19 protein-coding genes, 1 tRNA gene and 1 rRNA gene are annotated in these 21,184 nt (G+C 63.1%); 1 reads left to right on the top strand and 20 read right to left on the bottom strand.

The genetic code is table 11. The features are described 5' to 3' along the window. Positions 1-8 precede the first annotated feature (8 nt). Positions 9-683, bottom strand: a complete 675-nt coding sequence (locus ACFWAD_RS11800) for a hypothetical protein (RefSeq protein ID WP_378543904.1) — start codon at positions 681-683, stop codon at positions 9-11. A gap of 1,778 nt (positions 684-2,461) precedes the next feature. Between ACFWAD_RS11800 and ACFWAD_RS11795 the strand changes: the two genes are divergently transcribed. Further along, entirely contained in the window at positions 2,462-2,623 is a 162-nt protein-coding gene (locus ACFWAD_RS11795) for a hypothetical protein (RefSeq protein WP_378543902.1), read from the top strand. 58 nt (positions 2,624-2,681) lie between these two features. Here the strand turns inward: ACFWAD_RS11795 and ACFWAD_RS11790 are convergent. From ACFWAD_RS11790 to rrf, 19 genes are all read right to left on the bottom strand, one after another. Further along, a tRNA-Pro gene (locus tag ACFWAD_RS11790) sits at positions 2,682-2,755 on the bottom strand. Positions 2,756-2,857: 102 nt separating this feature from the next. Continuing rightward, positions 2,858-4,285, bottom strand: coding sequence for a ribosome biogenesis GTPase Der (gene der, locus ACFWAD_RS11785; RefSeq protein ID WP_003946199.1), 1,428 nt, complete (start codon positions 4,283-4,285; stop codon positions 2,858-2,860). After that, positions 4,282-4,962, bottom strand: a complete 681-nt coding sequence (gene cmk / locus ACFWAD_RS11780; RefSeq protein ID WP_378544585.1) for a (d)CMP kinase — start codon at positions 4,960-4,962, stop codon at positions 4,282-4,284. The genes der and cmk overlap by 4 nt, the downstream gene beginning before the upstream one ends. 11 nt (positions 4,963-4,973) lie before the next feature. Next, complete coding sequence (locus ACFWAD_RS11775; protein WP_378543899.1) at positions 4,974-6,443, bottom strand: pseudouridine synthase; 1,470 nt, start codon at positions 6,441-6,443, stop codon at positions 4,974-4,976. Between the two features lie 77 nt (positions 6,444-6,520). Next, entirely contained in the window at positions 6,521-7,249 is a 729-nt protein-coding gene (scpB, locus tag ACFWAD_RS11770; RefSeq protein WP_378446103.1) for an SMC-Scp complex subunit ScpB, read from the bottom strand. Beyond that, positions 7,246-8,067 carry a ScpA family protein gene (locus tag ACFWAD_RS11765; RefSeq protein ID WP_046379919.1) on the bottom strand — a complete coding sequence of 274 codons (822 nt, stop codon included), beginning with the start codon at positions 8,065-8,067 and terminating at the stop codon, positions 7,246-7,248. The genes scpB and ACFWAD_RS11765 overlap by 4 nt, the downstream gene beginning before the upstream one ends. A 50-nt stretch (positions 8,068-8,117) precedes the next feature. Then, positions 8,118-9,131, bottom strand: coding sequence for a ParA family protein (locus ACFWAD_RS11760; RefSeq protein WP_003946138.1), 1,014 nt, complete (start codon positions 9,129-9,131; stop codon positions 8,118-8,120). Positions 9,132-9,274: 143 nt separating this feature from the next. Beyond that, the gene (gene xerD, locus ACFWAD_RS11755) at positions 9,275-10,198 is read right to left on the bottom strand and encodes a site-specific tyrosine recombinase XerD (RefSeq protein WP_378543896.1); all 924 of its coding nucleotides are present in this window, start codon (positions 10,196-10,198) and stop codon (positions 9,275-9,277) included. Between the two features lies 1 nt (position 10,199). Next, complete coding sequence (locus ACFWAD_RS11750) at positions 10,200-10,832, bottom strand: NUDIX domain-containing protein (protein WP_378446106.1); 633 nt, start codon at positions 10,830-10,832, stop codon at positions 10,200-10,202. A gap of 6 nt (positions 10,833-10,838) precedes the next feature. Beyond that, positions 10,839-12,599 carry a CTP synthase gene (locus ACFWAD_RS11745; protein WP_003946139.1) on the bottom strand — a complete coding sequence of 587 codons (1,761 nt, stop codon included), beginning with the start codon at positions 12,597-12,599 and terminating at the stop codon, positions 10,839-10,841. A gap of 155 nt (positions 12,600-12,754) precedes the next feature. Further along, a complete protein-coding gene (locus ACFWAD_RS11740; protein WP_378543893.1) occupies positions 12,755-13,708 on the bottom strand; it encodes a copper transporter in 954 nt (317 codons plus the stop codon). Continuing rightward, entirely contained in the window at positions 13,705-14,889 is a 1,185-nt protein-coding gene (steA, locus tag ACFWAD_RS11735) for a putative cytokinetic ring protein SteA (RefSeq protein WP_378446107.1), read from the bottom strand. Before steA ends, ACFWAD_RS11740 begins: the two co-directional genes overlap by 4 nt. 86 nt (positions 14,890-14,975) lie before the next feature. Beyond that, complete coding sequence (recN, locus tag ACFWAD_RS11730; protein ID WP_003946143.1) at positions 14,976-16,754, bottom strand: DNA repair protein RecN; 1,779 nt, start codon at positions 16,752-16,754, stop codon at positions 14,976-14,978. A 2-nt stretch (positions 16,755-16,756) separates the two neighbouring features. After that, positions 16,757-17,704 carry an NAD kinase gene (locus ACFWAD_RS11725; protein WP_378543890.1) on the bottom strand — a complete coding sequence of 316 codons (948 nt, stop codon included), beginning with the start codon at positions 17,702-17,704 and terminating at the stop codon, positions 16,757-16,759. After that, a complete protein-coding gene (locus tag ACFWAD_RS11720; protein WP_378543885.1) occupies positions 17,701-18,558 on the bottom strand; it encodes a TlyA family RNA methyltransferase in 858 nt (285 codons plus the stop codon). The genes ACFWAD_RS11725 and ACFWAD_RS11720 overlap by 4 nt, the downstream gene beginning before the upstream one ends. A 1-nt stretch (position 18,559) precedes the next feature. Then, positions 18,560-18,802, bottom strand: a complete 243-nt coding sequence (locus tag ACFWAD_RS11715) for a hypothetical protein (protein ID WP_317829110.1) — start codon at positions 18,800-18,802, stop codon at positions 18,560-18,562. A gap of 76 nt (positions 18,803-18,878) precedes the next feature. Then, a complete protein-coding gene (locus ACFWAD_RS11710; protein ID WP_378543882.1) occupies positions 18,879-19,862 on the bottom strand; it encodes an HAD-IIA family hydrolase in 984 nt (327 codons plus the stop codon). After that, complete coding sequence (locus ACFWAD_RS11705; protein WP_230817910.1) at positions 19,859-20,800, bottom strand: hypothetical protein; 942 nt, start codon at positions 20,798-20,800, stop codon at positions 19,859-19,861. The genes ACFWAD_RS11710 and ACFWAD_RS11705 overlap by 4 nt, the downstream gene beginning before the upstream one ends. A gap of 61 nt (positions 20,801-20,861) precedes the next feature. After that, a 5S ribosomal RNA gene (rrf, locus tag ACFWAD_RS11700) occupies positions 20,862-20,978 on the bottom strand. Positions 20,979-21,184 lie beyond the last annotated feature (206 nt).

The raw sequence follows: 21,184 nt of genomic DNA, 5'->3' as shown, positions 1-21,184 counted from the left end.
GCTTCGAACTAGTTCAGGGCAGCGCGAACCGCATCCCTGCTATCTCCAGGGAGCGTCCGATAGGCCGCCCACAGATCCTCCGCCTCACTGAAGCTACGTGAATCGCGATCAAGCCAGCCGGCCAACATCTTTCGCTCGTAGACAGGCAGGCGATCAATACGTGCAAGAACATCGTCAAGGTCTGCGGTCAGCTCCCGACCTCCAACCCGGCACCGATTGCATTCGATCACCAGTTGCACGCTGGTCTTGCCACCCGGCATCCTCACCGTGCGCCGTGCAACATCGAGCTGCGACGCGACGTATGTCCCGACGTACTGCTCCCCGGGGCCGATCCCGCAGGAGCGGCACTTGTGACCGTCTCGCAGTAATAACGCGTGCCGATCGGTGGCCGTTACCTTGATTCCATGCCGACTCGTTGCCTTGCCTGGCTCCCATACCGAGGTGCCCTGTCTGACAAATCTCTGCTCGTGTGACCCCAACGAAGGGTCTTCGCGACTGGTGTCAATACGCCACTCGTGGTCGCGCAACTCACGCATGCGCCGATCAACCTGCGAGGTGTCAGGGAACGCTTCACGTAGCTGATTCTTGGTAAAAAGCTCACCGACTCCTACTTCCTCTACGAGCCAGAGTGCGACACGCTTCTTGGTGCCAAGTTTCTCGTCTTTCCAGGATGGCGCAGACATGGTTGGTCCAACTTTCTTGATTCCAAAAGAGCAGCCGATGCCACGAGACGGAAGGTGACGGGCAATCGATTTCGATAAGGCCAACTCAACATCATCTGTCGCACAACTGGAAGCCAAATCGTGTCCAGGTAGAAATCGGGACAGCCATATCGGGTGTAAGCAACGCCGCAGGACAGACGATGGGATTATCTAGTGCAACTGACGGTCCAACTACCAGAGGGAAACATTTGCCGAAGTGTGGCGAGTTCGCCGAGCTCAATCCTGATTTGACGTCGGCCCAGCGCGAACTCGCGGTGGCAGTTCGCGGCCTAGTCCGGCAGATCGATCTTCCTTGCCGGGGCATTGCGGTGAAACTGGAGAAACGGGCGGAATACGGCGGATACCTACAAACGGCGGGTTGCCTGAGCAAATCTGCCCTCTCGGCCCTCATCAATGGCAGACGCAAGCGAGAACCACGACACACCGAACCGTTACACGGGCTTTGGGAACTCGCAGTCAGCAATGCGAAGTCCGGGGAAACAGTCATATCTTGGGAAGAGCTCACCGAACTCCTAGCCCAGTTGGCTCCCCCGAAACCTGATGCGTCCCAGTCGGATCTCTGTCCTACCTGCGGCGGCCTCGACCAGAGATACAGCACCGTCTCGACGGCAAGTGAGGAATCCGCGGTCGACGTGCCGGCTACCGCCTCGACGCCCTTAACCTCTGTTTTTGCGCCGGTCCCCCGACAGGAGGGGGACCGGCGCAAAAGACAGTCGGCGGAGTTGCCGTGGCCTGCCGCAGCTGACGTATCCAAATACCTCACCGCCGGCGCACTCGAGAGCGCAAACGGTCTCATCCGCCATGTAGGCACCGAAGCTTCCCCCACTGAAACTGCACATGCCATCATCTCGTGCCGAGATCTTGGCCTCCTCGACGCAACCGCCACGATCATTGGCTACGCCGGCGCCCGAGATAGACGCGACGTTTTGCAGATCATTCACTCGCTCAATCAACGAGACCGACGAGACGACGCTGACTCGCTACTGAACCGAGCGCTTTCGATGCCGGAATAATGCCAACTCAATTCTGGCTTCCCCGGAAGCACTTCCCGCAAGTGACGGAACGCCAGTACTCGCACTATCGAAAGAACGATCCGCAGCCTCTCGCCCTTGGAAAACTTGGCACCGATATATCCCCTGAGCTCGTCCTCGCGCGCAGACCCGGCTCACCTCCTGCACCGGAGTCGACTGAGTCTCCTTTTCTGGTCAGGTGCAGTCGACTTGATAGGACGAGTAGGAGTTCCCTGCTACGGGTGGGGGGTTCCAGCCGACCGGCGCATCGGCGGCGGCATTGACGTCGACCTGGCCGGGCGATCGTCGGTGGAGTCTGTGACGGCCGTTCCGCTTGGGAGAGGCGGGCACCCCGGCGACTGCACTCGTGTCGTCGCTTTGACATGCGGTGCGACAGCAGCCCAACCGCGGCGACCGCGACAGTTACGGCGCGGCGGGTTCGGTTGGCAGAGTCATTCATTGGGAATTCATCTCGACACCACGAACTTTGCAAGCTCTTGTGCTCGTGCTGCTAGCCTTCCGCCCATGCCGGTTTCTGCGAATGTTCGCGAGCGCCTTCGGTCTTACTTGGATCCAGATGACGAGATCCGGTACGTATTTCCAGCGGACGTTCTGATGAGCGCGAAACCGAGTGTGTTTGTCGTGGTGAGCCGAAAGGCGATCACCGTCTTCTCGACGAGCTTTCGGTCCAGAAAAGTGCCGAGGTCGATCCTCACCCAGTTTCCGAGAATGACCGTTCTCGGACCGGTCGATACTGCGTCCACGCCGCACTTCACCGCGGCGGGCATAACGGATGAGATCGACGAAGAATATGTTGCAGTCGTGAACGCTGCCGACGCGAAGGTCACGTCACCGCAGGACTTCCCACATGATCCGTTGCCGAACCTCTGAAGGCACAAAAAAGGCAGTTTCTCATTTCTGAGAAACTGCCTTTTTGATCTAACTTCGGTCGGGCTGACAGGATTTGAACCTGCGACCACTTGACCCCCAGTCAAGTGCGCTACCAAGCTGCGCCACAGCCCGTCCCACGCCCTTGTTTCGGGCGCTTGGAAAGATTACATCAGGGACGGGCCGAAGTACCAATCGGCTGGTCAGAGCCGTTTCAGTACCGAATTGGACGCAGAATCAGCGGCCCTTGCGGTCACGCTTCTCGCGCACTCGGACGGATACGCGGATCGGGCTCCCGTCGAAGTTGAACTCTTCACGCAGACGCCGCTCGATGAAGCGGCGGTAGCCGGCCTCGAGGAAGCCCGTGGTGAAGAGAACGAATGTCGGCGGGCGCGTGCTTGCTTGCGTCGCGAACATGATGCGAGGCAGGCGGCCACCACGCATCGGCGGCGGTGTGGCCGCCACAACTTCCTTGAGCCAGGTGTTCAAGCGACCCGTGGGGATGCGCTTGTCCCAGGACTCGAGAGCCGTGTCGAGCGCCGGCACGAGCTTCGCCACGGCGCGACCGGTGTGGGCAGAGATGTTGACTCGCTGAGCCCACGGAACGCGGACCAGATCGCGGTCCACTTCCTTGTCCAGCATGAGTCGACGGTCCTCGTCCACGAGGTCCCACTTGTTGAATGCGATCACCAATGCACGACCCGTGTCGGCCACCATGCTCAGAACACGCAGGTCCTGCTCGGTGATCGGCTCGTGTGCGTCGATGAGCAGGATCGCGACCTCAGCGGCCTCGATCGCGCTCTTCGTACGCAGCGACGCATAGAACTCCGCGCCGCTGGCATGGCTGACGCGCTTGCGCAGACCAGCCGTGTCGACGAAACGCCAAGGGCGCCCGCCGAGTTCGACGATGGAGTCGACCGGGTCGACGGTGGTGCCGGCAACATTGTGCACGACGGACCGCTCGTCACCGGACAGCTTGTTGAGCAAGCTGGACTTTCCGACGTTCGGCTTTCCGACCAGAGCGACACGACGCGGACCGCCGCCGGGGATACCTTCTCGCGGGGTTTCCGGCAGCTTCTCGAGAACCTCGTCGAGCAGGTCCCCGGTGCCGCGGCCGTGGGTCGCACTCACGGAGTACGGCTGACCGAGGCCCAAGGACCACAGCGCTGCAACCTCGGACTCGGTGCGTCCGTCGTCCACCTTGTTGGCAACGAGGATGACCGGAGTCTTCGAGCGGCGAAGCACGCGAGCCACAGCTTCGTCCGTCGCCGTAGCGCCGACAACGGCGTCGACGACCAGGAGAATGGCGTCAGCCGTTCCCATGGCCAACTCTGCCTGACGTGCGACGGCCTGCTGAAGACCCTTTGCGTCGGGCTCCCATCCGCCGGTGTCCTGGACGAGGAAGCGTCGTCCGGCCCAGTTCGCCTCGTACGAGACACGGTCACGGGTAACGCCGGGGATGTCCTCGACTACCGCTTCACGACGGCCGATGATGCGGTTGACGAGCGTCGACTTGCCGACGTTCGGTCGACCGACAACAGCCAAGGTCGGGACGGCAATGTGCGCTTCGCCTTCGCCGTCCGCTTCGAGATCGGCGTAATCCCACTCCGATTCCTCGGACCAAGTTCCGTCACCGGCATATTCGGTTACCAGATCGTCGCTCACTGCACTGCTCCAGTTCTGTCGCTGACCACCAACAGCAACTTGGCGATCACATCTTCAATTCCCAATTCGCTCGTATCCACCAGAATGGAATCCTCGGCAGGGCGCAACGGCGACACTGCCCGAGTCGAATCGAGATGGTCACGGCGCTGCACATCAGCCAGCACCGCTTCGTAATTGTCTTCACGGCCTTGGCCGATGTTCTGCGTATTGCGCCGTGCCGCACGGGTTTCCGCCGATGCGGTCAAGAAGATCTTGACGTCTGCATCGGGGAGTACGACGGTTCCGATGTCGCGACCTTCCACGACGATCCGGTCTGCGCTTGCCGCCAACTCACGCTGAGTGGCAACCAGCAGGTCGCGAACCTCGGGTACGGCCGACACTGCGGAGACAGCCTTGGTTACCGCGTCGCCGCGGATCTCCTCGCTGACGTCCGCGCCGTCGAGATGCACCTGCTCGCTGCTCGGATCGGTACCGATGGACCACGGCAAAGCCGCAACGGCGGCCGTGATCGCGGCGGAATCCGCCAGATCGATTCCCTGACGCAGCACGTGCAGGGTCGCGATCCGGTAGATGGCTCCGGTGTCGAGGTAGCGAGCGCCCAAACGCTGCGCCAACGCGCGAGAGACGCTGGACTTGCCGGTTCCGGACGGTCCGTCCATCGCGACTACCAGCGGCATGGACGAATCGGTCACAGGCCGACCGCCTCGTACAGTCCACCGACCTCGCTACGTCCGAGGACGCGCTGCGTTCCCGGACGCTGATCGCCGAGGGCGACAACTCCGACGTTGGTGCGAACCAGACGGACAACGGGGTGACCGACGGCATCGAGGAGACGACGCACGATGTGCTTGCGACCTTCGTGCAGAACGAGCTTGACGAGCGTCTTGCCCTCGTTGATCTCGAGCACGGTGAACGCGTCCACCTTGGCCGGACCGTCGTCGAGGGTGACACCGTCGCGCAACTGCTTGCCGGTGCTGCGCTCGACAACGCCGTGAACCGTGGCGAGGTACGTCTTCGGAACCTCGAACGACGGGTGCATCAGGCGGTGAGCCAAATCGCCGTCGTTGGTGAAGAGGAGCAAGCCTTCGGTATCGGCGTCGAGGCGGCCGACGTGGAAGAGTCGCTGACCGGACTGAACGCGCTCGGAGACGATGTCGCCGACGCACGGACGACCGAGATCGTCGGACATGGTGCACTGCCAGCCACGCGGCTTGTTCATCGCGAGGTAGACGAGATCCTTCTGCACGACGACACGGACGCCGTCGACGCGAACCACTGCGTTCTCGGGGTCGACACGCAGCCCCTGCTCGACCACGATGCGGCCGTCGACCTCGACGCGCCCCTGGTCGATCAGTTCTTCAGCAGCGCGGCGTGATGCGACGCCGGCCTGAGCCAGCACCTTCTGCAAGCGGACGCCGTCGCCCTTCGGCGGGCCGTCGTGCTTGGTGACCTCGGCGTGCTGATGACGCGCCGGCTTGGCGTTGGACACCAACGGGTTCTGAGAGACCACGCGCTGCGGCTTCTCGGTCTTCGGCTTGCCACGCTTGTTGGTCGCCGGCGGTGTCGGGGCTGCCGGGCGCTTGCGCGGAGGTCCGTCGAACTTGGATCCACGAGGTGCGTTCGACCATGCACCGCCGCGAGGAGCGTCGGGGCGTGCGCCGCGCTGATCGTCGCTACGACGGTCAGCGCCGCCACGCGGTGCGCGGCGGGCGTCGACGTGGGGAGTACGACGGTCGTCGCTGCGCGGTCCGCGGCGATCGTCCGTGCGCGGGCCGCGCCGATCGTCCGTGCGCGGTCCGCGCCGATCGTCGTTGTAACCGCCACGGCGGTCGTCCGTACGTGCGGGGCGGCGATCGTCACTGCGCGGCGGGCGACGGTCGTCACTGCGCGGCGGGCGACGGTCATCACTGCGCGGCGGGCGACGGTCATCATTGAATCCACCGCGACGGTCGTCCGTGCGGGGACGGTCGGATCCGGCGTTGCGGTCGTATCCGGAGGTACTGCGGGAAGTGTTGCTGCGTCCACCACGGGGCGCTTCGCTACGTGCGCCGCGGGGGGCGTCACTGCGTCCACCACGAGGTGCATCGCTGCGTGCGCCGCGGTTGTCGCGGGAGTTGTTACGGTCCGGTGTGCCATCTCGGCGAGCGGGATTGTTCACTTTTTTCCTGTCAGTTTTCTACTGTTTCCCGAGCGTGGTCGGGTCTTTCTCGGTGCTGACGACCGCCGGAATTCCGGTCAGTCGTCGACTTCGGTGTCCACTACGTCAGCGGGCACGTCTGCCTTGTTCATTCTCGCAAATCGCGGATCGGATTCCAGGCTTTCGCTGATGTCGTCGATGAGATCGACATCAGGCAAGAGCGGGGCCAACTCCGGGAGCTCGCTCAGCGAGGCCAGGCCGAGCCGTTCGAGGAACAGTTCGGTCGTGGAGTACCGTGTCGCGTTGGTGTCCGGGTCCGGCCCGGCTTCCGCGATCAGTCCGCGGGCAAGGAGGGTGCGTACCACCCCGTCCACGTTGACGCCTCGTACCGCACTGATCCGCGCACGAGTCAACGGTTGACGGTATGCGACTACGGCCAAAGTTTCCAATGCCGCCCTGGTCAATTTGGTGCGTGCGCCGTCCAATAGCAGCTTTTCCACATACGGGGCAAACTCTTGTCGCGTGTACAGACGCCATCCGTCGCCCGCGTAGCGAAGGTCCATTCCGCTGCCGCGAGCGGTCAATGCGGCCGACATCAACGTCAGACGTTGTTCGACGCGCTCCGGTGCGGTACCGGTGACAGATGCGAGTTGGTTCACTTCGGCCGGTGAGTCCACGACGAGCAGAAGCGACTCCAGCACTGCGTCGAGTTGATCGTCGTCGAGGTCGAAATCGGGGGCAGAATCTTCGGAAACCGCAGCGTCGTCAGTAGGCTCGATCATCTCGTCTAGCTGCGAAGATTCCGATTCCGTCGGCTCGGCGTTCATCCGTAGTCCTCCTCTGTGACCGGCGCGGCCGGGTCGTCTCCGGTCCAACTCACCATCAGCGGTCCGAGGGCTTCGGGTTGCTCGAACACGATGACCTGCCGGCGATACAGCTCGAGCAATGCGAGAAATCTTGCGACTATCTCGACGGTGATCTCACACTCGGCAACGAGGTCCCCGAAGGGTGTCCACTCCCCTATGCCTCGCTCGCGCAGCAACTCGAGAATTCGCTCGGCCTGCTCGGGTATCGAGATATTGGACACATGGAGGTGATCGAGGCCCACCGTCGGCACCGGACGCGGTGTGAACACCGTCGCCGCGATCTCCGCAAAACGCTGAGGGTCGACGCCCAACAACACCTCGGGTAGGAGTTCGGTGAACTGATCCTCGACGGCAACCGACCGCGGATAGCGCCGCAGTGCAGCTTCCTCCAACTCACCGAACAGCGCCGCAACTTGTTTGTACGCCCGGTACTGCAGCAGTCGCGCGAAGAGAAGGTCGCGGGCTTCGAGAAGCGCCAGATCCTCGGCGTCCTCGACCTGCCCGGCGGGCAACAGCCTTGCGGCTTTCAGGTCCAGAAGCGTGGCCGCGACGACCAGAAACTCTGTCGTCTGATCGAGGCCCATCGCACTGCCGAGTTCCTTGGTGTACGCGATGAAATCGTCCGTGACGGTGTGCAGGGCGACTTCGGTGACATCGAGTTGCCGTTGATTGATCAGGTTCAACAGCAGATCGAACGGGCCTTCGAAGTTCCTGAGTGTGACTCGGAAACCGGCAGCCTTGGCTGCGGTCTGAGCGTCGGTCGGCACGTTCGGGTCGATCGAATCCGGCTCGACTTCGACCGAATCTTCTTGCGATGCAATCAGTTCCACTAACGACCAGACCGGTGAATGACCTCGCGGGCCAATGCTCGATATGCCTCGGCCCCAGCCGATTTCGGCGCCCACGTCGTGATCGGCTCACCGGCGACGCTGGTTTCGGGGAATCGAACGGTGCGGTTGATCACCGTGTCGTAGACGACGTCGCCGAACACCTCGACGACGCGCGCCATCACCTCACGAGCGTGCAGGGTCCGAGCGTCGAACATCGTGACGACGATGCCGGCCAACTCCAGCTTCGGATTGAGACGGTCGTGCACCTTTTCGACGGTGTCGTTGAGGAGTGCCAGGCCGCGCAGGCTGAAGTACTCGCATTCCATCGGAATGATGACCGAATCGGCGCAGGCCAGCGCATTCACGGTGAGCAGGCCAAGCGACGGCTGGCAGTCGATGAGCACGTAGTCGTACCGATCGAGAACAGGGTGCAACACGCGCCCCAAGGTCTGCTCACGCCCGACCTCGGTGACCAATTGGATCTCGGCGGCCGAAAGGTCGATGTTGCTGGGGAGCAGGTCGAGGCCGTCTACCCGAGTGCGCATCAACACATCGTCGATGGACACACGTGGTTCGACCAGAAGGTTATGGACGGTCAGTTCCAGGTCATGATGCTGAACGCCCAGTCCGGCAGACAACGCGCCTTGGGGGTCAAGATCCACCAGGAGCACTCGACGACCGTATTCAGCCAACGATGCACCCAGGTTGATGGTCGACGTCGTCTTGCCGACGCCGCCCTTCTGGTTGCACATCGCGATGATCATCGCGGGTCCGTGGTGCGCCAACGGTGTCGGTTGCGGCACCTCGCGGACCGGTCGGCCTGTCGGGCCGAGTTCTTCCGCGGAAACGGTCAGGGTTTCCGCAGGTGGAGAGGCTACTGGCGTCGTATCTATTTCGAACATCGCCTCTGGTTCGGAGGGTACAGCTGGTGCTGATTCGTTCACGCGCTCGAAGAGTTGGGCATTGACATGCGGCGGCGCGGACTCCGCCGCTGGTGGCTGCGATGTCGACACGGTCCGATGCTCCCCTACTCTTTCGGCGGTTGCTCTCGGCGCCGGCAAACCCCCGAAACTGCGGTGGAGGCCGCTCGCGCTCCTTGAACGCTACCGCTTACATCACCGAATGGTCTCGCAGACACGCATGAGCCAACCAACCCCTAACGGGCACGCGGGTGTGCCTGAGCCCACACTTCGCGCAACGCGGTGACGGTGACCAGTGTGTAGATCTGCGTCGTGGTTACCGAAGCGTGACCGAGAAGTTCCTGCACGACGCGTACGTCCGCGCCGCCGTCGAGCAGGTGTGTGGCAAACGAGTGCCTGAGCGTGTGGGGTGAGACGTCCGCCTTGATCCCGGCCGACGCCGCCGCATCCTGAAGTATCTGCCACGCGCTTTGACGCGAGAGGCGTCCACCGCGAGCGTTGAGAAACAGGGCAGGAACACCGCGCGTCGCCAAGCTGGGGCGCCCCCGGACGAGATACGCGTCCACCGCGGCGATCGCCGGCCTGCCGACGGGGACGATCCGCTGCTTGCCGCCCTTGCCCTTGAGCAGCACGGAACGGGTTTCGGTGTCGATGTCGTCGACGTCCAGATCGATCGCCTCGGTGATTCGCGCTCCGGTCGAGTACAGGAGCTCGAGCAGAGCGCGATCCCGCAGGTCGCGGGGCCCGTCGCCGGCCGCACCGCCACCCGAAGCGTCGAGCAGGGCGATCACGTCGTCGAGAGGCAGGGCCTTGGGCAGCTTGCGTCCGGGCGTCGGCGGCTTGACCGTTCGGGCCACGTCGACGCTGACCAGACCCTCGGCGGCGGAAAACTTGTGGAATCCGCGAACCGCGATCAGGGTGCGTGCTGCCGAACTGGCCGCCAACGGTACGACGCCGGCATCTTTGTCACCCAGGCGCAGATGTGTCACGAATTCGGTGACGTCGTTTTCCGTCACGCCCGCGACGTCGTCGATGCCGCGTCCGTTCAGGTACTCCGCGTACCGATTCAAGTCGCGGCGATACGAAAGTAGAGTGTTGCGCGCCGATCCTCGCTCGACCGCTAGATGGTCGAGATACGAGTCCACCTGCCGGGCAAGCACTTCAGGCTCGCGACTTGCGTTCTCCGAATGCGCGCGGACGATCAGGCCACGGTGCGTCGGCGGGGCGCAACGGCTTGCCCGTCGCGCGTGCGGTGGCGATCGCGAGTATGCCCGATACCGCTGTGGCATTGACGATGTCGCCGCGTAGCGCCATGTCGACGGCGTCGGCGAGCGGAACCCGCGAAATCTCGAGATCGGCTTCTTCGTGTTCGGGATCGTCGCGCTCCACCTCGTGCAGCCCCTCGGCGAGGAAGACGCGAACCGCCTCGTCCGTGAACCCGGGTGAGAGAGCGACATCGACCAGCACCGACCATCGATCGGCGCCGAGTCCGGTTTCTTCGCCCAGCTCGCGCGCTGCCGCCTCGACCGGGCTCTCCCCCGGAGCGTCGAGCAGACCGGCAGGAATTTCCCACAACCGGTGCCCGAGCGGGTGACGGTACTGGTGAATCAGCACAAGATTGTCGCGCTCGTCCAGTGCCACGACGGCAACGGCGCCGTGATGCTCGACGACCTCCCGATCGGCACGCTGACCACCAGGCATCGCAACGGTGTCGACACGCAACGCGATGATCGCGCCGGTGTAGACCGTCTTGGAGCCGAGGGTGTCGAATTCGTGCCGACCGGGATCGCTCATGTGTGGCTAGACCTTTTCCACGTTCTCGACTGCAGCGTCGAGCGCCGTCTCGGTGGCAGCGGTGTCGATCTTCTCGTCACCGTGGACGTCGACGGGCAGGCGCTCTTCGAGCTTGTACGTCAACGCTGCTTCGACGAAGGCCGCGAACAGCGGGTGCGGGCGCGTCGGGCGGCTCTTGAGCTCCGGATGTGCCTGGGTGGCAACGAAGAACGGATGCTGCTCACGCGGGTACTCGACGAACTCGACCAGGTGGCCGTCCGGTGAGGTTCCGCTGAACTGCAAGCCGGACTTGGCAATCCGATCGCGGTAGGTGTTGTTGACCTCGTAGCGGTGACGGTGACGCTCGGAAACGTCCTCGGTTCCGTAGGCCTGAGCGACGACGGAACCCTTGGTCAGCACGGCCGGGTAAGCACCCAGACGCATGGTGCCACCGAGGTCGGCGTCACCGGCGATGACGTCTTCCTGATCAGCCATCGTCGAGATGACCGGGTGCTTGGTGTCCGGCTCGAACTCGGCCGAGTTGGCATCGTCGAGACCGACGCTACGAGCAGCTTCGATGACGACGCACTGCAGACCCAGACACAGACCCAGCAGCGGCAGCTTGCGCGAACGTGCGAAACGGATCGCGCCGAGCTTGCCTTCGATGCCGCGGATGCCGAAGCCGCCCGGGATCAGAACACCGTCGACGTCACCGAGAGCGGCCTGCGCTCCGGCTTCGGTCTCACAGGCGTCCGACGGGACCCAGGAGATCTCGACCTTGGACCGGTTCGCGAATCCACCGGCGCGCAGTGCCTCGGTGACGGAGAGGTATGCGTCGGGCAGGTCGACGTACTTGCCGACCAATGCGACGCGCACGGTCTCGCGCGGCTGGTGAACACGATCGAGGAGGTTGCCCCACACGGTCCAGTCGACGTCGCGGAACGGGAGACCCAGCTGGCGAACGACGTAAGCGTCGAGGCCCTCACGGTGCAGAACCTTCGGGATGTCGTAGATCGAGGGAGCGTCGGGCGTCGAGATGCAGGCGTCGACGTCCACGTCGCACATCAGGGCGATCTTGTTCTTGAGGCCCTGCGGAACGTCGCGATCGCAACGAAGGATCAGCGCGTCGGGCTGAATGCCGATGCTGCGCAACGACGCAACCGAGTGCTGCGTGGGCTTGGTCTTGAGTTCTCCGGAGGGGCCGAGGTACGGCACGAGGGAGACGTGCAGGAAGAAGACGTTGTCGCGGCCGACGTCGTGGCGGACCTGGCGAGCGGCTTCGAGGAAGGGCTGCGATTCGATGTCGCCGACGGTTCCACCGATTTCGGTGATGACGACGTCCGGGCGGTGTCCCTGCAGATCCGGACCGCTCATCTCGAGGATGCGACGCTTGATCTCGTCGGTGATGTGCGGGATGACCTGAACGGTGTCACCGAGGTACTCGCCGCGGCGTTCCTTGGCGATGACCGTCGAGTACACCTGGCCGGTGGTGACGTTCGCCTGGCCGGAGAGGTCACGGTCGAGGAACCGCTCGTAGTGTCCGACGTCGAGGTCGGTCTCGGCACCGTCTTCGGTAACGAAGACCTCGCCGTGCTGGAAGGGGTTCATGGTGCCCGGATCCACATTGAGATAAGGATCGAGCTTCTGCATGGTCACGCGCATTCCCCGCGCGGTCAACAACTGTCCCAGGCTCGAGGCGGTCAAACCTTTGCCGAGCGAGGAAGCTACACCTCCGCTGACGAAGATGTGCTTGGTGGCGGTACGCGTGTTAGTGCGTGACTGTGGCAAAGGGGCTCCCGTGACGACTGTGCAGGGCTTGGTCTGATGAAGCATGCTGGGGCCTGCCGACCCACGGGATTTCACGGTAACACCTATCGGGGGTCGGCGCCTACAACGCGCCGACTTTCCGCCCCCGATGTGACCGGCGTATCAAAACCGGGGTGTCAGTTGGTGGGTGCGCCGACGGTAACCGCCGCCGCTCCCGGTCCCGTGCCGTAGCGGCCGGCGCCGCCGTTCAACTGTTCCTGCAGTGCCAACGGCGTCGTGATCTTGCCCGACTCCCGATCGATGTTGTCGATGGTCGTCAAGCCCGCTGAGAGCGCCGCATCCGCACGGGCGACGGCGACCGGACCACTGCCCTCGGCCGAGCCGGGCCGACCCGCGAGAATCGTTCCTGCGCCGCGCCCATCGAGAGCACCCGCAAACCGGGCGATGACGGCGCCGCGGTTACCCGTGGCCGCGTCGGATTCGCTCTTGTTGTCGCCGGTGAGAACGACCGCGAGCTGAGCCGGCTTGACCGCGCCGTCGTCGTAACTGATGAAGCCGGCGCTGCGCAGCGAGTCGAGCGCGAGATTCATCTCGTCCGGAGTGCTCTGCGGTTCGCTGCTCTGCCCGTTGAGAAGCAGAACCGAACCGAGCAGATCGCCCGCGAGACTGCCCTGATCGACCGCACCGGTCTTGAGGGTGATGCCCGCAGGAATGACATTGGTGACGACGGTCCGCAAGCGGTCACCACCCGTGGCGTCGACAAACGAATCGGTGAGCGAGACACGTCCGGTCACGGCGCCGCCGGCGGCAGTGACGAGTCGGTTGACACCGTCGAGATCACCGGGATCGGCATCCGGCGTCGTGATGACGACGACGGTGCGACCAGCGAGACTGTCACGCACGACGCGACCACCGACAGCGGCATCGAAGCCGTCCGCGGAATTGAGTTGCTGCTGAAGCTGATTGGACTGTTGATTGAGGTCTTCGATCTCGTTCTGCAGGTCTGCCTTGTCGTCACGCAGACCCGAAAGCAATCCACTGGACAGCATTCCGGAACCCAGCACCACGCCGATCGCGAGGGCCAGGAAGATTGCCGCTATGGAAATTGCATGTTGACGCATCGAAATCACTTGAAGAGCCCCTGAACCCACAGCGCGAAGCTGTTCCACGTTGCGACTGCCCAGTCGAGAACTTCACTACCGGCATTGGACACGACCAGGGCGACGATCACTGCCACCAGGGCGGCAAGCACCAGGAGCGCGATCGCGCCGCCGGACACTCGACTTCGATACAGCGTGGCGACGGCCTTGGCGTCGACCAGTTTCGGTCCCACCTTGAGGCGCGTCATGAATGCCGACGGATTGCTTTCACGGCGTCCGCGGTCGAAGAATTCGTCCAAGGACACCACGTTGCCGACCGTCACGATCAGCGAAGCCCCGTGATGATCGGCAAGGAGCAAAGCAAGGTCGGTCGGTGAGCAGGTCGCGGGGAACGTCATCGCCCCGATACCGAGATCCTGGATTCGGGAAAGTCCTGCAGCATGACCGTCCTGGTCTGCGGGCAGAACAACTTCGGCTCCGGATTTGAGGGTGGAACTGGTGATTTCTTCCGGGTCGCCCACGATCAGATCGGGGCGGTATCCGGCCTTGCTCAACACGTCCGCACCTGCACCGACACCGATCAGAATCGGCGAGTACTCCTTGATGAAGGGCTTGAGGTTTTTCAGATCGGCCTCGTGTTCGGGGCCGTCGGAGACGACCACGACGTGGCGATCCTTCAAATCGATGTCGATGTCCGGGACACCGATTCCGTCGATCAGCAACGGGCTTTCGGTGCGGATGAACTCGATGGTGTTGCCCGAGAACGCTTCGAGGTGATCGACCAGGCCGGTCTTGGCCTCGATCATCCGGTCGGAGATCTCGGCCTCGGTCTGCTCTTCACCCTTGACGAGACTCTTCTCGCCGTTGAAGACCTCGCCCTCGTGCAGGCGGATCTTGCTGCCGTCCTTGACGTTCTTGAAGACGTCACCGTCGACGGCATCGATCAGAACGATGTCGTTGGCGACGATCACTTCCGGTCCGAGGTTGGGGTAGCGCCCCGAAATCGACGGTGACGCGTTGACCACGGCCATGACTCCGGCTTTCACCAGAGCATCGGCGGTCCGGCGATCGATGTCGACTTCGTCGAGGATCACGATGTCTCCAGGACCGACACGGCGTAAAAGCTTCGCCGTGTTCCGATCGGCCCTGGCGATGCCACTGATCCCAGGCAAGGATTCGGTGTTACGTGAGAGCAATCCGGGCATCTTCATGGCTTCGATGATGAACCTGAAACCGCCTTGACCGGTGGAGGCGCGCCGACAACTACCACATCAGTCACACCAACACCACAGAACCTTCAATCTGTGACGCGGGCCGCATTCGCGATCTCGAGCAGTTCTTCGGCGTGTGCACGCCCGGTCTCGGTGTCGTCCAATCCTGCCAACATACGGGCCAACTCGACCACACGATCAGAATCCGACAATGTCCGCACACCACTGCTGACCACTCCGCCCTTGTCGTCCACCTTGTCCACCACGAGGTGGGTGTCGGCAAACGCAGCGACCTGCGGAAGGTGAGTGACGACGATAACCTGATGCGTCCGAGCGAGTTTCGCCAATCGGCGGCCGATCTCGACGGCAGCACGGCCACCGACCCCAGCGTCCACCTCGTCGAAAACCATCGTCGCGCCGGTGTCGCTACCGGCGAGAACCACCTCGAGCGCAAGCATGACGCGCGAAAGCTCGCCGCCGGAAGCGCTCTTACTGATGGGCAACGAGGGCGCCCCACTGTGCGCGGACAGACGAAATTCCACCTCGTCGACGCCGGCAGATCCGGCATGCAGGTCTACTCCCCCGACACTGAGCGGCGCCGAATCCTGCGGGCCCGCAGGCTGCGAACGAACCGTCACCTCGAGGCCCGCACGCCCCATCGCCAGACCGGCGAGTTCCGCGCTGACAGCCTTGGCGAGCTTTGCCGCCGCCTTGACTCTGGCGGCGCTCAGCTTGGTAGCTGCCTCCGCGGTCAGTCCAGCCGTTTCCTCGACCTGCTTGGCCAACAGCGACAACGCATCCGAGGACACGTCGAGTTTGGACAGACGAGCGCGAGCGGTATCCGCCCATTCGAGAACACCGTCGACATCGGCGGCGTACTTGCGAGTCAGAGTCTTCAGTTCGGACTGCCGCGACAGCAGCGAGTCCAGAGCACCCGGATCGGCGGGTAGCCCGGAGAGATAGGTGTTGAGGTCTCCGGCAACATCGGTGACGACGGCAATAGCGTCGGCCAAACGGGAACCGAGGCCGTCCAGATCGGCATCGGTGACCGACTCGATACGCGCTCGCGCTTCGGACATCAGGTCGAGCGCCGGCATGACCCCGACGTCACCGCTGGCCATATCGTCACTCCCGGCGAGCGCAGCGTGCGCCTCTTCGGCAGCGGAGCGGAGTGAATCGAGTTCGCTGAGTCGACGCACCTCGGCAACGATGGCCGTATCCTCACCCGGCTCGGGTGCCACGCCGTCGATTTCGTTGAGCGCGAAGGTCAACTGGTCTGCCTCTTGCGCCAGTTCACGAGCTTTCGACGTGCGCTCGATCAACTCCGAACGAGCATCCAACCACTCACGACGGTGTTTGCGATACCGCGTCAGGAGTGTCCCGATTGCTTTGTCCCCGAAGCGGTCCAGCGCATTGCGTTGCTGGTCGGGACGAAGCAAACGCAGCTGATCGTTCTGTCCGTGAACCGTCAGAAGTGGATCCGTGAATTCGGAGAGGACGCCCGCCGGCACGCTTCGACCGCCGAGATGTGCACGTGAACGCCCGTCGCTGCCAACAGTGCGTACGGCGATGATGGTCCCGTCCTCGTCGCGCTCGGCGCCGGACGATTCCAGGATTCGGACGATCTCACGCTCGGTGGCCGGTGAGACATCATCGGCGATGAATCGTCCCTCGACGACGGCTCGCGACGCACCCAACCGCACGCGACCGGCATCGGCTCGCGCACCGCTGAGGAGGTGCAAGCTCGTGACGACCATGGTTTTACCCGCGCCGGTTTCACCGGTCAGGACGGTCAGGCCCTCGTGAAACTGGGCGCTGGCCTCGGAGATCACACCAAGACTGTCGATACGGATCTCTGCGAGCACGATTAAGGCTTCCTTCCTCGCCATCCGGTAACCGGAAGCTCGAACTTGCGAACCATCCGATCAGCGAAAGGCGCAGAGTCCAACCGGACCCACTTGACGGGAGTGGCGCCGCGAACGACCTCGACACGGCCGCCGGCAGGCAGTTCCAACGTACGACGGCCGTCACAGAAGACCAGGCCGTCGTGGCTACCGGCGACGGTCTCCACCGCGATGATCGAATTTGGGCTCGTGACCAACGGCCGCGCGAACAGCGCATGCGCGTTGCTGGGTACGACGAGCAATGCTTCGAGTTCAGGCCACACGACGGGGCCGCCTGCGGAAAATGCATAGGCGGTCGAGCCGGTCGGAGTGGACACGAGAACGCCGTCGCAACCGAAGGCAGAAACGGGTCGGCCGTCGACTTCGAGAACAACTTCGAGAACACCGAGGCGCGAACGGTTCTCGATACTGGCTTCGTTGAGCGCCCACCCGCGGTCGATGATTTCGTCATCCACCCGAATCACGACGTCGAGTGTCATGCGGGACTCGACGCGATACTCCTTGCGAACTACCTGTGCGAGAGCCTCGTCGAGATGCTCGGCCTCGGTCTCTGCCAGAAATCCGATGCGTCCGAGATTGATGCCCAATACCGGGATGGACGCTTCTTGCGCGAGTTCGGCGGCGCGCAGAAATGTGCCGTCGCCACCGAGAACCAGTACCAACTCGCATCCGACAGCAGCATCAGGGCTGGGATGAACAACCGTGACGTCCAGACCCGGCGCAGAGAATCCCGCGGGCTCCGTCATTGCTTCGATGCGCGAACTGTCGGCTTCGTCGACGAGGACTCGCAGTCCGATTCCCGCGCGCTCGAAGATCTTTCCGACTCGCTTGGCGGTTTCCGTGATGTCGCGTCGGCCGGGATGTGCGACAAGAAGGATCTCGCGCGACTCGCCGTTCGTGACCGCGTTCACTGGGGCCCTTCCTCTACAGCCTTGCGAATCATGTCCTCCACCGTGGGGACTCCCTCGGTGTCGGTGTCTGTGTCGGTGTCCGTCTCTTGATCGCCGGGCACACCTGTCTTTCGAAGCCACAGGAAATACTCGACGTTTCCCGACGGACCGGGCAGTGGGCTGGCCACCACACCTAACGTCCGCAGGCCTACCTTTGCAGCAGCCTCCGACACGTCGAGCACCGCGGAGATTCGCAATTCCGGATCTCGTACGACGCCACCGGCACCGACGCGGTCCTTGCCCACCTCGAACTGAGGCTTGACCATCGGAACCAGGTCCGCACCATCAGCAGTACAGGCGACAAACGCACCGAGTACGAGCTTGAGAGATATGAACGACAGATCCGCCACAACCAGATCGACGGTTCCGCCGATGGTCTCCGCATCAATTGCACGAACATTGGTTCGGTCGATGACGTGCACCCGGTCGTCGGACTGCAGCCGCCACACCAGTTGTCCGTAACCGACGTCGACTGCGACGACTTCCTTCGCACCACGCGTCAGCAGAACATCGGTGAACCCACCGGTGGATGCGCCGGCGTCAAGGCAGCGTCGGCCTTCGACCGTCAATCCTTCGGACCCGAAAGCGTCTAGGGCGCCGATCAATTTATGCGCCCCTCGCGAGGCCCATGAGACTTCCTGCTCCACCTCGACGACCCGAAGCGGAGTACCGGCTTCGATCGCCGTCGCAGGCTTGGTAGCAACCGCTCCCGAGATGAGAACTCGGCCGGCGGAAATCAGTTCTTGCGCATGATCTCGCGACCGTGCGAGTCCGCGCCGGACCAGTTCGGCGTCCACCCGTGCTCTACGTGCCACGTCAAGCCCTGTCCACAGAGGCGAGTGCCTGGACGAGCACCTCGTGTGCCTGTTCCAAAATATGTGCCTTCTGCGGGATCACACCTGCTCCGTGCTGATCGTTCGGATCATGTTCGATGCCGCCGAGGCGCGCCAGCAAACCGTCGACGTCAGAACGTATGCGTTCCGGATCGACGGTAGGGCGTGGCCCGGGCAACGGAGATCCGTTACTCGTGTTTCCGGGGTGCGGTGTCGGCGTGCTCATCGGGCACAACGTTAGTGCATGACTCTCGGTTACGCATACACCCGCACCCCCGCGAGTCGAACACATTTGCGAGGAATCAAACAAGCCAGGAAGCAAACAGATCCGCTACGCCGGCATCGGACGCTTCCAGGGTCTGGAACGACGGATTAGCCCATGCGACAGGCGCAACCGCACGTAGAAGTGACATCTCGTCCCCGACAACCGGGCCGTCGACTATCAGCGTCGACCCGTTCACCGAGACGGACCACTTGGAGTCCGCACCGACCAGCGACTCGACGGCCGGCTGATTGAGCGAATCCAGAGTTGCTGCAATGTAGGTGGGACGCTGCTGAATCGGAGCCCGCAGTACGTCACCCGGCGTGCTCACACCGGTGAGAACCAACAGCGAATCGATCGAAACAGCATGTGCGCCTTCGATATCGGTGTCCAAACGATCGCCGACCACCAGAGGACGCGAACACCCGCTGCGAGCTAGCGCATCCTCCATCAGAGGTGCAGCAGGCTTACCGGCGACCAGGGGCTCCTGGCTCGTCGCAGCGCGCAGAGCCGCCACCATCGAGCCGTTGCCGAGAACCAAACCCCGTTCCGACGGCAGTGTGGTGTCCAGGTTCGCAGCCACCCACAGCGCGCCGGCCCTGATCGCCAGACATGCTTCGGCAAGGATCGACCAGTTGGTCTCCGTCGAATGTCCTTGAACGACAGCAACCGGGGAATCGGCGAACTCACGAACCGGCAGCAATCCGACGCGCGTCACCTCGTCCGCAAGCGCGTCGGTGCCGACGACCAGAACAGCGGCACCGGGTTCGAGGCGCTCCGCCAACAGACGCACGGCAGTCTGGGAACTGGTGACCACACGATCGTCTTCGGAATCGAAACCGAGTTCGGTCAGGTGCGCCGACACTGCCGAAGGTGAGCGACTTGCGTTGTTGGTCACGTAGTACAAAGCCTGCGAGCCTTGAGCCAAAGCAGCCTGGGTACCGGGAATCGCATGAGCTCCGGCGTACAGCGTGCCGTCAAGATCGAGCAAAAGTACGTCGTACTGGGTACGAAGCACGGTCACTGATCTTCTCCGGTCAACTCGGCCACCCGTTCTTCAGCATCCGTGTCACCCTCGAGGTCTGCAGCTGCAGCGTTGAGGAACCACTTCAGACCGTCTTCGATACGACCGGCTGCAACGAGGGCATCGGCGTACGCGTAGAACAAGCGAGCCGCAGCTTCACCGGTACGCGCTGCATCAAGATCCTTGGTCTGCAGTGTGACAACTGCCTGATCGAACTGTCCGAGATCCATCCGAGCACCGGCGACGACGATCCGCAACTCCGAAGCCTCGTCGCCTGAAAGCAGCGCAGCCTCGTCACTGCGACCGAGTTCGATCGCGCGTTCGGGTCGACCCAAACCGCGTTCGCAATCGGCCATCACAGCGATCAGACCCGGTCCACCAGCCATTCGACGGGCAGCACGGAGCTCGGAGAGAGCCTCGGCCCATTCACCCGCGTGGTAGGCAGTGATTCCGGCAGCTTCACGAACGACAGCAATGCGGCCGGCACGCTGACGAGCAGCGCGAGCGTGGAGCAGTGCAAGTTCCGGGTCTTCGTCAACGAGCTTGCCCGCCATGACGAGGTGACGCGCAACTGTGTTGGCGTTGTCCTTGTCGAGGCTGAGCAGATCCCGACGAACAGCCGGATCCAACTCGGTCGGCTCTACGTTATCGGGCAAATCTGGTTCGTCAGGTCGAGCTTGCTGACGGTTGCGGTCGCCGTCGCGCCCACGAGGGGTGAACCCACCCTCGCCGCCGCGGCGCTGTCCGCCACTGAATCCGCCGCCGCGATTGCTGTTTCCAGCCCCGCCACGGTTGTTGTCTCCGGCACCACCGCGGCGGTCTCCGCCTGCAGCGCTGCGTGATCCACGCCCGTCGTTGTCACGACGGGGGCCACCTGATCGAGGCGCTCCTCCCCCACGGAAGGACCGACGCTCGTCGCCATTCTCCGACACAGTCATTCCTTTCATACAACGCACGAAAGGGGACCCAGTATGTTGGGTCCCCTTTCGGTTAACGGGTGTTCGGCGGTGTCCTACTCTCCCACACCCTGTCGAGTGCAGTACCATCGGCGCTGAAGGGCTTAGCTTCCGGGTTCGGAATGGGACCGGGCGTTTCCCCTTCGCTATGACCGCCGTAACTCTATGAAACTGTCACAGTAACCAACCTTGGATCACCTGGTTTCACCGTGCACCAACCCGAACCCGTTACCGGGTGGATGGGTGACGGAGAAAACAGGGTTTCTCATCAGTATCTGTGTGTTGTTTCAGATACCGCACAGTGGACGCGTAGCTTCTTTGTGGTAAGTCCTCGGCCTATTAGTACCAGTCACCTGCATGCATTAC

The sequence above is a fragment of the Rhodococcus sp. NPDC059969 genome, assembly GCF_042738325.1.
Classification (GTDB): domain Bacteria; phylum Actinomycetota; class Actinomycetes; order Mycobacteriales; family Mycobacteriaceae; genus Rhodococcus_F.
This window is presented reverse-complemented; position numbering and strand designations above follow the sequence as displayed.

Bases quoted from the DNA above. Each gene is read 5' to 3' on its own strand.
- ACFWAD_RS11800 (WP_378543904.1), bottom strand. From the start codon at position 683: ATGTCTGCGCCATCCTGGAAAGACGAGAAACTTGGCACCAAGAAGCGT.
- ACFWAD_RS11795 (WP_378543902.1), top strand. From the start codon at position 2,462: ATGACCGTTCTCGGACCGGTCGATACTGCGTCCACGCCGCACTTCACC.
- cmk (WP_378544585.1), bottom strand. From the start codon at position 4,962: ATGCCGCTGGTAGTCGCGATGGACGGACCGTCCGGAACCGGCAAGTCC.
- scpB (WP_378446103.1), bottom strand. From the start codon at position 7,249: ATGAACGCCGAGCCGACGGAATCGGAATCTTCGCAGCTAGACGAGATG.
- ACFWAD_RS11750 (WP_378446106.1), bottom strand. From the start codon at position 10,832: ATGAGCGATCCCGGTCGGCACGAATTCGACACCCTCGGCTCCAAGACG.
- steA (WP_378446107.1), bottom strand. From the start codon at position 14,889: ATGAAGATGCCCGGATTGCTCTCACGTAACACCGAATCCTTGCCTGGG.
- ACFWAD_RS11715 (WP_317829110.1), bottom strand. From the start codon at position 18,802: ATGAGCACGCCGACACCGCACCCCGGAAACACGAGTAACGGATCTCCG.
- ACFWAD_RS11705 (WP_230817910.1), bottom strand. From the start codon at position 20,800: ATGACTGTGTCGGAGAATGGCGACGAGCGTCGGTCCTTCCGTGGGGGA.